This window comes from Beijerinckia sp. 28-YEA-48, assembly GCF_900104955.1.
Lineage (GTDB): Bacteria > Pseudomonadota > Alphaproteobacteria > Rhizobiales > Beijerinckiaceae > Terripilifer.
This window is the reverse complement of the sequence record NZ_FNSI01000001.1, coordinates 3,533,926-3,548,429: the sequence shown is the minus strand read 5'-3', so window position 1 is coordinate 3,548,429 and position 14,504 is coordinate 3,533,926. Positions and strand designations below refer to the sequence as shown.

The window sequence follows — 14,504 nt, the reverse complement described above, 5'->3', positions numbered from 1 at the left end:
AGATCGACTGAGCGGCTCTGCTTAGTCCCCGGCGCGCGGCAGACGGGCCACGGCTTCCAAATATTCGCGCGCGATGCGGCCCACGAGTTCGCCGGCGGGCACCATGTCATCGATCAACCCGACGGCCTGACCGACCTCCACCTTGCCCTCGGCCACGTCGCCTTCGAGCGCGGCCATTTTCAGCGTGCTGGCGGCAAAAGCGGCGCGGCGCGTTTCGAGCGTGGCGCCGTCCGTTTCCAGCGCACGCATGCGCTCGGCAAAGGGGTTCGCCAGTGTGCGGATCATGCCGAGATCGCGCCCGACGGTGCGGGTTGCGGCGATGCCGGCATCGAGAACCGCCTGCTTATAGGCTGCATGCACGTTGGCTTCGGGCGTTGCGATGAAGCGCGTGCCGAAGTTCGCCGCGCCGGCCCCAAGGGCGAGCGCGGCGGCAAGTCCGGCGCCATCGGCGAAGCCGCCGGAAGCAATGATCGGCAGGCGACCAGCGAGCGCGCAGGCTACGGCGCGGACGACGACGAGCGTCGAGACCAGGTCCGCTGGTGGATGCCCGCCGGCTTCGCCGCCGACGACCACGAGCCCGTCGACACCCGCATCAGCGGCCTTGCGCGCATGGTCCTCGCCCGCCACTACATGCAGGCAGATGGTACCGATCGCCTTGAAGCGTTCGAGGTAACGCTTCGGGCCGCCTTGCGAGGCGATGAGGATGGGGATGCGGCGTGCGACCAACAGGTCCAGGATCTCATCGGCGCCAGCTCGATAAAGCGGCATGTTCACGGCGAATGGTCGCTCCGTGCCGGCCCGCACCTCATCGATGGCGCGTGCCAAATCGGCTGCGCGCATCGGCCCGGCACCGATGACACCCAGGCCGCCAGCGCGGGCGACGGCCAAGGGCAGGGCTGAGCCGGACGATGCCCAAGACATGCCGGCCTGTGCGATCGGCAAGTCGATCCCGAGCAAGCGCGTGACGTCGGTTTCGATCTTCATGACGGCAGATCCAACGGCAAGTCCAAAAGCTTGCGGGCATAGGCGGCAAGCGGCTTCTTCTGCACTTTCGAACTGGCCGTCATGCCAATCGCTTCGAAATCCTCGACGATCCACACGTGTCGCGGCACTTTGAAGCCAGCCATCTGCTCGCGGCACCAGGCGATCACGTGAGTGGGATCACATGCCGCGCCCTCGTTGGGAATGACGAAGGCGGCGACCACTTCCATCAGGCGTGGATCGGGTACGCCGATGACGGCGGCTTGGCGAATGGCGGGGTGGCGATGCAGCACATCCTCGACTTCGCTTGGCGACACGTTCTCGCCGCCGACGCGCACGATATCCTTGACGCGGCCGAGAAATTCGAGCCGCCCATCGTCGCCGAGCCGGCCCAGGTCGCCGGTCGATAGCCAACCGTCGGGGCTGAGGGCTTCGGCGGTCTCTTTGGGCTTGTCGTAATAGCCGCGCATCACGTTCCAGCCACGCACGATGATTTCACCAGGTTGGCCAGGCAGGCAATCGCTGCCGTCCTCTGCGCGAATACGTACGTCGACGCCGGGCTGCGGCCGCATGCGGGCGTTGATGCGCACCTCTTCCGGCTCCCACCAGCAGGATTGCGCAATATTCGGCGAGGCTTCGGAGAGTCCGTAGCCCGCGACGCATTCGCGCGCACCCAATTCGTCGATGACGCGGCGCATGACGACGGCTGATGCCGCCACCCAGGCGCCGCGCAGCGCCAAGCGCCGTTGCGGTCGAGACGGATGATTCAACAGCATGAGCGCCATGGTGTCATTGCCGGAGAAATGCGTGCAGCGCTCGCGCTCCATCAGCAGCAACGCCTCTCCGCCCTCGAAGCGATCCATGGTGACCAGCGTCACCATGTGTTGAACGGAAGAGAGAACGGACAGCGTGCTGCCGGCGACATGGAAGAAGGGGCGGGCAGAGTGATAGCGATCGGCGATGCGAAAGCCGATGCGGCCGCCTGAGACATATCCATTCGTCAGCATGCTGGCGTGCGTCAGCATCACGCCCTTCGGAAAGGACGTGGTGCCGGAGGTATATTGGATCAGCAGGATGTCGTCGGGCCGGCAGGCGGGCTCGGGCGGTGCGACAATGACTGCGCTGAAATCGGTCAACGACATCGCGGCGTGCGGGACGTTCTCGCCGAGAACGACCACGCGGCGCAGATCGGGCAGCGCGGCATCGGGCAGGGCGGTGTCAATGCCAGGGCAAATGCTGCGCAGCATGGGGATGAAGTCGATCTTCAAGAACTGATCGGCGATGAACAGTGTGGTCACGCGCGATTGCCGCAGCGCATAGGCCAGTTCCTCACCGCGAAACCGGGTGTTCATCGGCACCGTCACGGCACCCACCGCGCCGAGCGCGAGAAACAACGTCATCCAACGCGCGCCGTTGCCGAGGCACAGGCCGACGTGATCGCCGCGCCCGATGCCGGCGGCCGTGAGCGCGCCGCGCATATGCGCGACATCAGCGGCGAGCTGCGCATAGGTCAACCGCCCATCCGAGGCGACGATCGCCTCGACATCCGGTGCAAGGGCGCTCGCTCGCGCGAGCGCATCGGCCGTGGTTTGGGGGCAGGGAGCCGCGAAATCCACGTTACTCTCCCTTGGCCGGGTTAACATCGCGGGCGAAAGCCTCGATGCCGGCCCGCCATCCGCCGTCCGCCAGCACCCGTTCTATCTGCGCCATCTCGATGCGGATGCCCGTCGCCAAGGCGACTTCCTCGCCAAGCTCCACGGCCTGTTTCGTCAAGGCCATCGCCAGCGGCGGCGCCTTGGCGATGGTGCGCGCGATGTCGTCGGCAGCGGGTCCCACCGCATCGACGATGCGCGCCACGAGGCCGAGGCCATAGGCTTCATCGACGGGCATGTCGCGGCCGGTGAAGAGCAATTCCTTGGCGCGTCGTTTGCCGATCACCCGTTGCAGCCGCTGCGTGGCGCCGACCGTGCCCCATTGCGGCTCCGGAAAGCGGAAGCTGGCTGAGCGAGAGGCGATGATGAAATCGCACGCCATGGCGATCTCGCCGCCCGAACCGACCACCGGTCCATCGACCACGGCGATCACCGGCTTGCTGCAGCGCTCGATCGTCTCATAGGCGGCAAAGGAGGCGAGGCGGCGGCTGCGCACCCAGGCTTCGTCCTTGCCCTGGCGCTCCTTGAGATCGGCCCCGGCGCAAAAGACCGGCCCAAGCGCATCGAGAAGCACGACGCGCACCTGCGCATCCGCGTCCAACGCCGTGAAAGCCTCACGCAGCGCCAGGCACATCGGCAGGTTCAAGGCGTTGCGCGCGGACGCGCGATTGAGTGTCACACGCGCGATGGCGCCTTCACGTTGCAGCAGGACGGGGTCCATCAGATCACTCCCTCGGCGCGCAAGGCCGCAACGGCTGTCGGATCGAAGTCGAGTTCATCTTGCAGAACTGCGTCGGTATCGTTCCCCAGAAGCGGCGGCGTGCCAGGGTCTGGATTGTCGAAGCCCTCAAAGCGCAGCGGGTTGCGCAAAGCCTTGAACGTCCCCTCGCTTGGATGTTCAAAGGTGCCAACCATGCCACGGGCCTTGATGTGGGGATCGGTGAGAATGTCGCGCACGCTGTTCACCTCGCCGGCTGGAACGCCCGCAGTGCGCAGCGCTTCGCCCAGGGGTGCACGCTCGCGGGTGCCGATCGCACGGCTCAGAGCGGCCATGACGCGGTCGCGCTGCGCGACGCGCCCGGCATTGGTCGCGAGTTCTGGATCGGCGGCGAGATCGTCGAGCCCGAGCACCTGGCACACCGAAAACCAATGCTGGTCGCTGCAGCTGATGTGCAGCCAGCTGCCGTCCTGGCAGGCGAAGGCGGCGGAGGGCACGCGGCCATGATGCTCGGTCCCCATGCGCTGCGGGTCTTCATCCAAAGCGAAGAAACGCGCCGCAACGATGCTCAACAGGCTCGTCTGCACGTCCATCATTGCCAGATCGACATAGCAACCCTTGCCCGTGTTGGCGCGGCCGACCAAGCTCGTCAGGATGGCGATGGCGATCCATAGGCCTGACGTTAGGTCGGCGACGGGTATGCCCACCTTGGCCGGCGGGCCATCGGGATGCCCAGTCAGCGCCATCACGCCAGACAGCGCCTGAAACACCGTGTCGTAGCCATTGCGGTTTCGATACGGGCCGGTCTGACCGAAGCCTGTGTTGGAGAGATAAATGAGGCGGTCGTTGGCCGCCGCCAGACGCGCATAGTCCAGGCCGAAGCGTTCCATCTCGCCAGGCAGGAAATTCTCGACGACAACATCGGCGCGCGCCGCCAATCGGCGAGCGATCTCCTGGCCCTTCGGGGATTTCAGATTGAGCGTGATCGAGCGCTTGGCGCGGTTGAGCGCAAAAAAATAGCCGCTTTCGCCATGCGGCAGCCGTGGCTCGAAGCTGCGCGATTCATCGCCGGTGCGTGGGCGTTCCACCTTCGTCACCTCGGCCCCCAATTCGGCGAGGATCTGAGTCGCGAAGGGCCCCGCGAGCACCCGTGAGAAGTCGAGAATACGAATGCCGGAGAGAGGCTTCATGCGCCCGCGCTCCGGAAGCTGCGCATCAAGGCGTTGACATCGCGACCAGCCGCCATGGCCGCGTCGTAAGGCAGATCGGCGACGCGGTAGAAAAGGTTCTTAACCGCCGCCATGGCCATGGGGTTCGCCGCCGCCCAGACATTGGCGATCTCAAGAGCGGTTTCGAGCGCTTGCGCGGGCGGCACGACGCGATTGGCCAAACCAAGCTCTGCGGCTTCGATCGCTGTCAGAAGCCGCCCCGTGCTGATGAGCTCGAACGCTATCTTGCGCCCGAGATGGCGCTGCATGCCGGTCATCACCAAGGCCGGCACGATATCATGCTTGAGTTCCGGATAGCCGAACTTGAGATCGGTGCCCGCCACCATCATGTCGCAACCGATGGCAAGACCGGCGCCACCGCCAACGGCTGCGCCGCAGACGGCGGAGACGACGGGTTTGCTGAGCTTCTGCAAAATGGCTTGGGTTCGACAGGTTAAATCGGCGCGCTTGACGACGAGATGTTGGTGCTCCGGTGTCAGATTCTTAAACTCGGAAAGATCCGCGCCAGCGCAGAAACTGCGGCCTTCACCGGTCAACACCATCGCGCGCACGCTATCGTCCGCATCCGCCGCTTCAAAGGCCTGCAGCAGCGCCTCCGTCAAAGCTGTGTTGAGGGCGTTGAGTTTCTCGGGACGGTTCATCCGCAGAATGCGAATTGCGCCGCGATTTTCAACGAGAAGTTCATTCGACATGTGTGAGCCTTGTTTCCGGCAGCAGGCCGAAACCGGCGCGCGCTACCATGCTGTTGAGTTTCCGTCCCAGAAGGTGCTCGCACTGGCGCGAAGCGGCCAGGAGTGCGTCACGATCCAATCCGGTTGAAAAGCCTTCGGCTTCGAGAAGATTGACCAAATCCTCCGTCGCGACATTGCCGGTAAAACCGCCGCCATATTTGATCTGAGTCGGATGGCCGCCGACACCGCCTATGGCGCTGTCAAAATAGCGGCAGCCCGCCTCCAACGCCGCCATGCAATTGGCGAGGCCGGTGCCGCGCGTGTTGTGAAAATGCGCGACGGGAATGACGCCGGGGACCTCCGCCGCGAGGCGGCGAAACAGCGCCCGCACGCTTTTCGGCGTGCCATGGCCCGTGGTGTCGCCGATCGCGACCAATGAAACACCAAGCGCGGCGAAGCGGGCGACATCGGCGACGACGACGCCGGGATCAACCGCCCCCTCGAAGGGACAGCCGAGCGCCACCGAGATGACGCCGACGAGGCGAAAGCGTCCGTCGGCAAGGCGGACCATCTCCGCCACCTTGTCCCACTGCGCTTGCCGGGTGCTGCGCAGATTGCGTTCGCTGTGGCGGTCGGTCGCCGAGATCAGGAGACTGAGTTCTTCGGCGCCGTAACCGCGCGCTAAGTCGGCCAAGGCGCGCTCGATCGCGCGCGGGTTCGGACACGTCGCCTTATAGGCTACGCCGGCTTGGCGCTTGATGCCGGCCAGCACTTGGGAGGCATCGCGGAAGGCTGGAACGTGATCGGGATGGCTGTAGCTCGTCGCCTCGATGCGCGGAAAACCGGCGGCCGTGAAGGCATCGATCACCGCGATTTTTGCGTCCGTCGGCAGTATGGCGGTTTCGTGCTGGAGCCCATCACGGGCAAAGCACTCACAGATGGTGATTTGATTGGACATGGCCCCTCAACCGAACCCTCGTCGTCGTGGCAGGCGATCTATCAACAGGTGTTGATAATATCAACATCTTTTTGTTGATGCTGTCAACATCGGCTGCCGCTATAGTGGAGCGGCATGGCGACAACGATTCCGATTGGCGAATGACGAAAGGCCAAAAGCGCGATGACGATAACGATGCAGCGCCCCGACGCGGAGCAGCAGGATCAAGAGATTACGATTCGCGATCTCATCTCCTACCGGCTTTCCAAGACGGCCAATTTGATGTCACGGGGCGCGGCCTTGCGCTATCGGCGGGAGGTCGATGTGAATCTCGGCGAGTGGCGCACCTTGGCGTTGCTGGCGCAGGATTCGCCGTTGTCGTTGATCCGGCTTGCTAGCCACGCGGGCCTCGACAAGGCGCAGATGAGCCGTGTGGTGACAGCGCTCGTCGCGCGCGGTCTCATCCTTCGCCGAATTTCGCCCGACAATGCGCGCGCCACCAAATTGAGTCTGACGCGCAATGGCCGCGCCACATATCGTCGCCTCATCGCCGCCGCTGCGGAACGCGATCGGGCCTTTCGGGGCTGCCTCGAGCCGGACGAGCTCAAAGTACTCGAACGCGCCCTCGAAAAGCTGGCCGATCAAGCTCAGGTTCTCATCAAGGCTGAGGCCGTGGTGAGCGACGGTTCGGGCGCAAAGAAGAGTAAATAGATGAATGCGAGGGGTAGTATCGGTGAAATAGGCCTGCGACTTTCACGCAGGAAGGACAAGAAGTCCTTGATTTGAAGCGTTGTGCGGCTGCATTCCGCTTTGTCTCATAGCGACCGCGCGGGCGGCTCTTCGCTTGGCCGCATTGACCGGGCTGCTCAGTGGGGTAGAGTCGTCTCGTCGCGAAAGCGTTTGGACCGCGAATTGGCCTTGGATGCGCATAATTAGAGAGCATATCCGCCGCGCCGGCTGGCTAGCGTTGATCGCCCTTGCGATTAACCTGGGTCTGTCCTTCGGACATGTCCATGCGGTCGACGCTCAGGGACGCCACCACACCGTAAATTCGTGGGTCGTTTCATTTATATCGTCCAGCGATGGACATGCGGTAAGCAATCCCACACCAAGCCTTCCCGACGACGATCAGGCCGACCAATTCTGCGCGATCTGTATGGCTGCGTCGGAGATGGCGAGCGGTATGGCGCCGCTGCTGCCGGCGGTATCGATCGAATTCACGGTCGCATCGGTCGACTATGCGATCACCGCCACGCCTGATGTTCGGCCGCTGCACCGAAGCGTCTTTCAATCGCGCGGACCTCCATTTTCCTGACATTTCTGCTTCGATGACTTGAAGCGACGTACCAAGATACATTGCATCAAGTGATCGAGGTGCTGCCCGCACAAGCAAGTGAGGCGCCCGCGCGCCAGCAACTTGCTGATGACTTGCCGCGACTATTCCGGTCAGGAAATTCACTTATGAACCGTGCCCGATCTCCGCGCCTTAGGCGCGAACTCCTGCTATCTGCCTCTTCGTTCATTCTATTGGCCGCATCGAGCCTTCCCTCTCTCGCCCAGAATGAAGGCCCTTCTCAACAGCCCGAACCCAATCTGGATCATCAAGCTTCCCCATCTCAGCCGGAGGCGCCAGCAGCGAGCCCAACGCCGCAACCTGCACAAAACTCGGCTCCGCAGGAGAAGCCAGCGACCGTCGAGACGCCGGCCAGCGGTGGGAACGTTTTGCCGGAGACCCGTGTATCAGCCCCGGTTGAGCCTCGGCAGCCGCGAAAGACGCAGGCCGTCCGCGTGGTGAGGCGGCAACCTTCTTCATCGATCCCAGCGCGCGTCACCGCCGAGCCAAGCCGTATCATCAACCCCGAGCGGCCTTCTGTGCCCGTTCTGACGCCAGCCCAGGTTGTCGCGCAGCAGAACCAGACGTTCGATGCGGCGCGGAAGGTGATTTTCGCCCCGACGGGCACGCGGCCTTACCAAATCACGCAGGAGAACATCGACATCCTGCCGCAGGGAGCCAATACCAGTCTGGATCGCGTGCTGCTCCAGGCTCCCGGTGTCACTCAGGACTCGGCGGCGAGTGGCGATCTGCATGTGCGCAATGAGCACGCCAATGTGCAGTATCGGATCAACGGCATCATGCTGCCAGACAGCGTCGGCGCGTTTGGCCAGATCCTCGACAGCAATATCGTCGGCAATATGTCGTTGATTACCGGGGCGATGCCGGCGCAGTTCGGCCTCCGCACGGCTGGTGTCGTTGATATCACGACCAAGCAAAACGCATTCGACAATTCAGGGTCGATCGGCATCTATGGCGGCAGCCGCGGCACCGTCACGCCAAGCGCTGAATACGGCGGCACCGTTGGAAGCACGCAGTATTACGTCTCGGGCCGTTACTTTGGTAGCAACATCGGCCTGGAAAATCCGACACGGTTTAACTCCGCGATCCATGATCATACCGATCAGGGAAAAGGCTTCGCCTATGTATCGACTGTGCTCAGCCCGACATTGCGGCTGACCTATATGGGGGGCGTCTCCAACGGTCAGTACCAAATTCCCAACAACCCTGGTCAGCTCCCGCAATTCTCTCCCTTCGGCCTCTCGAACTTCAATTCGTCTCAGTTGAACGAGACGCAAAGGGAGTTCAACCAGTTCAATACCGTGGCGTTGCAATATTCCAATGATGGTCTCGATCTACAGACCGCTTTTTTCAACCGGACGAGCATTCTGCGCTTCCAGCCTGATGTATTGGGTGATCTTGCCTTCAATGGCGTCGCGTCCAATGTTTCCCGCCAAAGCGTCGTCAACGGGATTCAGACCGATCTATCTTATAAGTGGGCTGATGCGCATACCTTGCGCGCGGGCTTCACCGCCAGCGTCGAGCAAACCATGGTCAAAAATGCATCGACCGCATTGTTGCTCGACGATCAAGGTCAGCCCACGGGTGCGCCGGTCAATATTTTCGATTCGAGTTCGAAGACCGGCTACCTCTTTGGCGCCTATGTGCAGGACGAATGGAAGATCAACAATCAATTGACCCTGAATGCCGGACTGCGCTTCGACCAGATGTCGCAATATGTAAATGCCAACCAGCTCAGCCCACGCGTCAATTTAACCTATACGCCCGTTGAGGGCACGGTGTTCCATGCCGGCTATGCGCGCTATTTCACACCGCCGCAGCAGATTTTGGCGGCTCCAACGAATCTCGGTCTGGTGCAGAACACCACGCAACAGCCCGAGGTCGGTATCGCTGGCCCGGTTCTGCCCGAGCGTTCGCACTATTTTGATGTCGGCGTGACCCACCGGCTTTTGCCGGGGCTCGAGATTGGCGTCGATGCCTATTATAAGATCGCGCGCGACCTTCTGGATGATGGGCAGTTTGGGGCGGCCTATATATTGACCGCCTTCAACTATGCGCGCGGCGAGAATGCCGGCGTTGAGCTGACGGCAAAATACACCAATGGCGACTTCAGTGCCTATGGCAATATCGCCGTGGCGCGGCAGGTCGCCAGCAACATCGTTTCCAACCAGTTTCTGTTCGGTGCTGACGAGCTTGCTTATATCGCGAACCATCAGGTCTATACCGATCATGCGCAACGGATAACGGGTTCGGCCGGTGCTTCCTATTTGTGGAATGGCACGCGATTTTCCGTCGATATGATTTACGGAAGTGGTCTGCGAAATGGCTTTGCCAATACCGGGTCACTGCCCGCGTATTCGCAAGTGAACCTCGGCATTTCGCACGACTTCAAGTGGCTGAGCGACGCGAAGCCCGCCACCTTGCGGTTCAATGTCGTGAACCTGTTCGACACGGTCTACCAGATCAGAGACGGATCCGGCATCGGTGTCTTTGCTCCGCAATATGGCCCACGCCGTGGGTTTTTTGTCAGCCTCACGCAAAAATTTTGATCGGATGATACAGTGCAGAGAAACCGTATGACACATCGTAACTCAGGTCGGAGACATGGCGCTCTCGCGCAGTTGGGGGCATTGATGGCCCCGGCGGCTTTGGCGTTCGGGTCCATATGTCTGTCCCAGCCGGCGCTCGCAGACACGCCGCTCAGTCTCTTGCCGCGGAACCTGTCGCCCTGGGGCATGTTCGTCGCCGCCGACATCGTCGTGAAAGCGGTGATGATCGGACTGATCTTCGCTTCCCTGGTGACATGGACTGTCTGGTTGACCAAGACCATCGAGCTGATGACGGCTAGCCGGCTCGTTCAACGGCGGCTCAACATGTTGGAGCAAGGGGGCAGTTTGGCCGACGCCTTGCGCACGAGTGGCGATGGCCGTGATGCCGTGGCGCAACTGATCCGTTCGGCTGCGCAGGAGGTCGCTCTGTCAGGCGGCGTCGTAGACGATGGCCTCAAGGAACGGATCACCCTGCGGCTGGAGCGGGCGGAAGCTGCCAGCGCGCGGCAAATCGCCAGTGGCACCGGCATATTGGCGACGATCGGCGCAACCGCGCCCTTCGTTGGCCTGTTCGGCACGGTCTGGGGGATCATGAATTCCTTCATCGGTATTTCCGAAGCGCACACCACCAATCTCGCTGTAGTGGCGCCTGGTATTGCGGAAGCTCTGCTGACGACGGCTGTTGGGCTTTTCGCCGCTATTCCCGCGGTCGTGATCTACAATCATCTGGCGCGTGTGACCGGTGGTTATCGCGCACGGCTGACGGATGCCTCCGCGCAGCTTCTCCTGCTCATCAGTCGGCGCCATCTTGGTGATATCCCGCCATCATCCCTCTCACGGAGCGATTAACATGGCCATGCGCCTAGGTTCACGTTCGGGGGACGATCTGGAAATCCAGCACGAAATTAACGTCACGCCTTTTATCGACGTCATTCTGGTTCTCCTGATCATCTTCATGGTGGCCGCCCCCCTTGCCACCGTCGATATCGGCGTCAATCTTCCCGCCAGCACGGCACCTGAGCAACCGCGCCCAGATAAACCGATCTTCGTGACCATCAAACCGGACCTGACGCTTCTCGTTGGCGAAACAGTCGTCCCGCGTGAGGCGCTCGCTGGCGTTCTCGACACGGTGACGGGCAATCACAAGGATGAAACGATCTTCATCCGAGCGGATAAGACGCTGGATTACGGCGGGCTGATGCAGGTGATGAACAGCTTGCGGGATGCGGGCTATCTCAAGCTCGCCCTTGTCGGATTGGAAGAAGCAGCGATCAAGCCATGAATTTTCATGCGATGAATCCCCATGTGTTGAACCCCCTTGCGTTGCATTGGCCGCAACAGCGACCCTTGATGCGGTGGATCATCGCTGCCGTTGTGATCGTTATGGTTCACGCCGCGGCTGTCGCGCTGCTGGTGACCGATTTTTCGCGCGTGCCGGACAAGCCCATCACGATCGCTGCGATCGCGGTGACATTGGCGCCTGTCGAAGCCTCTTCGCCGAGCCAGCAGGATCAGGACGTGGCTATCGGGCCGGCCATGCAGCAGACCGACGCGGTTCCGCAGGAGCAGCCCAAAACCCAAGAGAAGCCCGTGGAGCAGGTGGCGAAAGCCCCGCCGCTTGAACAGGCCGATGTCGCGCTGCCACGGGAAGAGCCCAAGGCGGTGGAGAAACCACAAGAGACACCGCAGCCGCCCGTTCCCGAAACCCTGGCGCCGCCAAAGACGGACCGCATCGGTCAGTTCACCGAGGCGAGTTCAAACGCTTATAACGCTCTGGTCTTTGGCCATTTGCAGCGTTTCAAGCGCTACCCGCGCGAAGCACGGGGCGCCTCCGGAACGACGGTCGTCAAGTTTGTTCTCACCCGGGCAGGGGAGGTCGCCGAGAGCGAGGTGACGAAATCCTCGGGCAACGCCGTGTTGGATCGTGAGGCGCTCGAGATCCTGAAGCGGGCGAGCCCCTTTCCCGCGTTTCCCACGGTCAAGCCGGGAGAGCGGGACATCTATATCGCGCCAGTGAGTTTTGGGCGCAAAATGTAAAACTAAAATCGAAGCGCATCACCGCATGCGGGTGAGATCCGTGGGGCGATTGTCGATGATCGCTTCCATGGAGAAGAAGCCTGTCACCGTGGCCAGGTCGAAATTGGTGATGAGCTTCTGATAAAAGGCGTCGTAGCCTGCCATTCCTTTTGTGACGACTTTGATCAGATAGTCCCAGTCGCCACCGATCCGATAAAAATCGATGACTTCGGGGAGACGTTCGACATGCGTGCGAAAGCTGTCGGCCCATTCTTTTGAATGATGACGGGTACGGATCATCACGAAGACCGTCAGGTCGAGCCCCAACGCCTTGAGATCGATGTTGACCTGGCTGTTGCCGATGATGCCGTCGGCGGTCAGCCGTTGCAGCCGCCGCCAGCAGGCATTTTGGGAGAGGCCGACTCGTTCAGCGAGGTCACGCTGCGAGATCGCGCCGTCCTTTTGCAGCCACGTGAGAATTTTTAGATCAATAGCGTCTATTTTTTCCATTTTACCAATCAAATGACCCAATTTATGAGAAATATTGCAAAATTTATGTGATAATTCAATTCCTTTCTGGGTCTATTTTTCCAGCCTTCTGGTTAGGGGATTTGAGATGCAGAACACGCGGTCGACCGTTCCAGCGGCGACGTTGTTGGATGAATTCAGGAATGTCCTGGCGCAGCCGGGCCTGATGAGCAGGTTGCAGGCGGGATTGATCGGCAACGCGGCCGAGATCGACGGGCCCTTCGGCAAAAAGCCACTCGTCTATGCGGATTATGTCGCCTCCGGGCGCGCGCTCATGCAGATCGAGGCGTTCATTCTCGAGCGCGTTCTGCCCTATTACGCCAACAGCCATACTGAGGCTTCCTATTGCGGCGGCCTCATGACCCGGATGCGTCGGGAAGCCCGTGCTGTCATCGCACAGTCTTGCGGCGCGACGGATCAGCACGCGGTGATTTTTGCTGGCTCTGGCGCGACGGCGGGGATCAACCGCCTTGTCTCTTTGCTCGGCGTCAATCAGGCGGTGGCCGCAGGCCAGCGGGCCCGTATCATCATCGGCCCCTATGAACATCACTCCAATATTCTGCCTTGGCGCGAAAGTGGGGCCGAGGTGATTGAAATCGCCGAGAGCCTCGATGGCGGCCCGGACATGGCTGCGCTCGATGCGGCGTTGCAAGAATCCGCTTCCTGCGATCTTGTTGTTTGCTCTTTTTCCGCGGCGTCCAATGTGACGGGTATCGTCACCGACGTTGCGGCCGTCACGCGCCGTGTGAAGGCGGCTGGCGCCAAAATGGTTTGGGACTATGCGGGAGCCGGTCCCTATCTGCCGATCGCCATGTCGCCGGCCCAGTCGTCGCCAGGCAACCAGGCCGAAATCGATGCCATTGTCGTATCGCCACATAAGTTCATCGGCGGCCCTGGCGCATCGGGCGTGTTGATCGTCCGCCACGATGCTGTTGTCATGACGCGGCCGAGTTGGCCGGGCGGCGGCACCGTTCGCTTTGTCTCGCCGCTCAGCCATGATTACAGCGGCAGTCTCGAAGCGCGCGAAGAAGCGGGAACGCCGAATGTGGTGGGCGATATTCGCGCCGCGCTGGCGTTCATGGTGAAAGACGCGATTGGCCCGGAGGCGATGCAGCATCGCAATGCCGAACTCACCCGGCGCGCCATGGCCGCCTGGCAGGATCAACCGCGCATCGAGCTCTTGGGATCGCCGAAATTGCCTCGATTGCCGATCTTCTCTTTCAGAATGCGGGACGAGAACGGTGGGTTCGTGCACCAGCAACTGGTGACGCGCATGCTGAGCGATCGCTTCGGCATTCAGGCGCGCGGCGGCTGTGCCTGCGCCGGACCCTACGTCCATCGGCTGTTGTCGATCGATGCGGCGGAATCCGAAAAGCTGCGGCGCGATATTCTGGCTGGGCAGGAAATGGCGAAGCCGGGATTCATCCGGTTGAATTTCAGCGTTCTCATGCCGGAGGAGAAAGTACAGTTCATCCTCCAATCCGTCATCGAACTCGCGCAATGCGCACAGCAATATGTGCCGATGTATGTATGCGACACGAAACGCGCCATATTTTCTCCGAAGGGCAATGAGCAGTTCGCCGCTCTCGCCTCCTAGATAAAACGCGACTTTCGGCGGGCCCGGCCTGTGGCAATGGCTGGAGGCACACACGATGCGCCTCCATGTTGATGTCGCGCACCGTGGTCCGCCGCGACGCCGAGAGCGTCTCTGCACCCAAGCTTTTGATTTAAAGCTTAAAATGCCCACACCCGAAGGGATGCAGGCCTCTGGCCTCCGCCTCCGGAGCTATTAAAACGGCTCATTCTGAAAAGCGCGATCGGGATTTGGTTATCTACGACGACGCGCTGCCCGGTTTCGTCCTGCGCCTC

General features: G+C 61.5%; 14 protein-coding genes. 7 read left to right on the top strand and 7 right to left on the bottom strand.

The genetic code is table 11. The annotated features are described in order from the left end of the window. Window positions 1–21: 21 nt before the first annotated feature. From BLW50_RS16725 to BLW50_RS16700, 6 genes are read right to left on the bottom strand one after another with little or no spacing between them, the layout of a single operon-like run. The gene (locus BLW50_RS16725; RefSeq protein ID WP_090704585.1) at window positions 22–984 is read right to left on the bottom strand and encodes an NAD(P)H-dependent flavin oxidoreductase; all 963 of its coding nucleotides are present in this window, start codon (window positions 982–984) and stop codon (window positions 22–24) included. Beyond that, window positions 981–2,597 (bottom strand): AMP-binding protein, encoded by a 1,617-nt coding sequence (locus BLW50_RS16720; protein WP_244544278.1) that lies wholly within the window; start codon window positions 2,595–2,597, stop codon window positions 981–983. The genes BLW50_RS16725 and BLW50_RS16720 overlap by 4 nt, the downstream gene beginning before the upstream one ends. A 1-nt stretch (window position 2,598) precedes the next feature. Beyond that, the gene (locus BLW50_RS16715; RefSeq protein ID WP_090704582.1) at window positions 2,599–3,354 is read right to left on the bottom strand and encodes an enoyl-CoA hydratase/isomerase family protein; all 756 of its coding nucleotides are present in this window, start codon (window positions 3,352–3,354) and stop codon (window positions 2,599–2,601) included. After that, a complete protein-coding gene (locus BLW50_RS16710) occupies window positions 3,354–4,541 on the bottom strand; it encodes a CaiB/BaiF CoA transferase family protein (RefSeq protein ID WP_090704580.1) in 1,188 nt (395 codons plus the stop codon). The genes BLW50_RS16715 and BLW50_RS16710 overlap by 1 nt, the downstream gene beginning before the upstream one ends. Further along, on the bottom strand, window positions 4,538–5,272 hold the full coding sequence (locus tag BLW50_RS16705; protein ID WP_090704578.1) for an enoyl-CoA hydratase/isomerase family protein: 735 nt from the start codon (window positions 5,270–5,272) through the stop codon (window positions 4,538–4,540). The genes BLW50_RS16710 and BLW50_RS16705 overlap by 4 nt, the downstream gene beginning before the upstream one ends. Beyond that, window positions 5,262–6,209, bottom strand: coding sequence for a hydroxymethylglutaryl-CoA lyase (locus BLW50_RS16700; RefSeq protein ID WP_090704577.1), 948 nt, complete (start codon window positions 6,207–6,209; stop codon window positions 5,262–5,264). The genes BLW50_RS16705 and BLW50_RS16700 overlap by 11 nt, the downstream gene beginning before the upstream one ends. 174 nt (window positions 6,210–6,383) lie before the next feature. On the opposite strand from BLW50_RS16700, the gene BLW50_RS16695 reads away from it, so the two are divergent. From BLW50_RS16695 to BLW50_RS16675, 6 genes are all read left to right on the top strand, one after another. Further along, window positions 6,384–6,899 carry a MarR family winged helix-turn-helix transcriptional regulator gene (locus tag BLW50_RS16695; RefSeq protein ID WP_090709237.1) on the top strand — a complete coding sequence of 172 codons (516 nt, stop codon included), beginning with the start codon at window positions 6,384–6,386 and terminating at the stop codon, window positions 6,897–6,899. Between the two features lie 133 nt (window positions 6,900–7,032). Continuing rightward, window positions 7,033–7,503 (top strand): DUF2946 domain-containing protein, encoded by a 471-nt coding sequence (locus BLW50_RS30405; protein WP_139267647.1) that lies wholly within the window; start codon window positions 7,033–7,035, stop codon window positions 7,501–7,503. A gap of 50 nt (window positions 7,504–7,553) precedes the next feature. Beyond that, window positions 7,554–10,091 (top strand): TonB-dependent receptor domain-containing protein, encoded by a 2,538-nt coding sequence (locus BLW50_RS16690; RefSeq protein WP_244544473.1) that lies wholly within the window; start codon window positions 7,554–7,556, stop codon window positions 10,089–10,091. Between the two features lie 27 nt (window positions 10,092–10,118). Next, window positions 10,119–10,940 (top strand): tonB-system energizer ExbB, encoded by an 822-nt coding sequence (gene exbB / locus BLW50_RS16685; RefSeq protein ID WP_090704574.1) that lies wholly within the window; start codon window positions 10,119–10,121, stop codon window positions 10,938–10,940. A 1-nt stretch (window position 10,941) separates the two neighbouring features. Further along, window positions 10,942–11,373 (top strand): TonB system transport protein ExbD, encoded by a 432-nt coding sequence (gene exbD / locus BLW50_RS16680; RefSeq protein ID WP_090704572.1) that lies wholly within the window; start codon window positions 10,942–10,944, stop codon window positions 11,371–11,373. Between the two features lie 68 nt (window positions 11,374–11,441). Then, window positions 11,442–12,128, top strand: coding sequence for an energy transducer TonB (locus tag BLW50_RS16675; protein WP_170850204.1), 687 nt, complete (start codon window positions 11,442–11,444; stop codon window positions 12,126–12,128). Window positions 12,129–12,146: 18 nt separating this feature from the next. On the opposite strand, the gene BLW50_RS16670 is transcribed toward BLW50_RS16675, so the two are convergent. Beyond that, on the bottom strand, window positions 12,147–12,617 hold the full coding sequence (locus BLW50_RS16670; protein ID WP_090704568.1) for an Lrp/AsnC family transcriptional regulator: 471 nt from the start codon (window positions 12,615–12,617) through the stop codon (window positions 12,147–12,149). Window positions 12,618–12,801: 184 nt separating this feature from the next. Here BLW50_RS16670 and BLW50_RS16665 point away from each other — a divergent pair, with 184 nt between their 5' ends. Then, window positions 12,802–14,232, top strand: coding sequence for an aminotransferase class V-fold PLP-dependent enzyme (locus tag BLW50_RS16665; protein ID WP_348272881.1), 1,431 nt, complete (start codon window positions 12,802–12,804; stop codon window positions 14,230–14,232). Window positions 14,233–14,504: the final 272 nt, after the last annotated feature.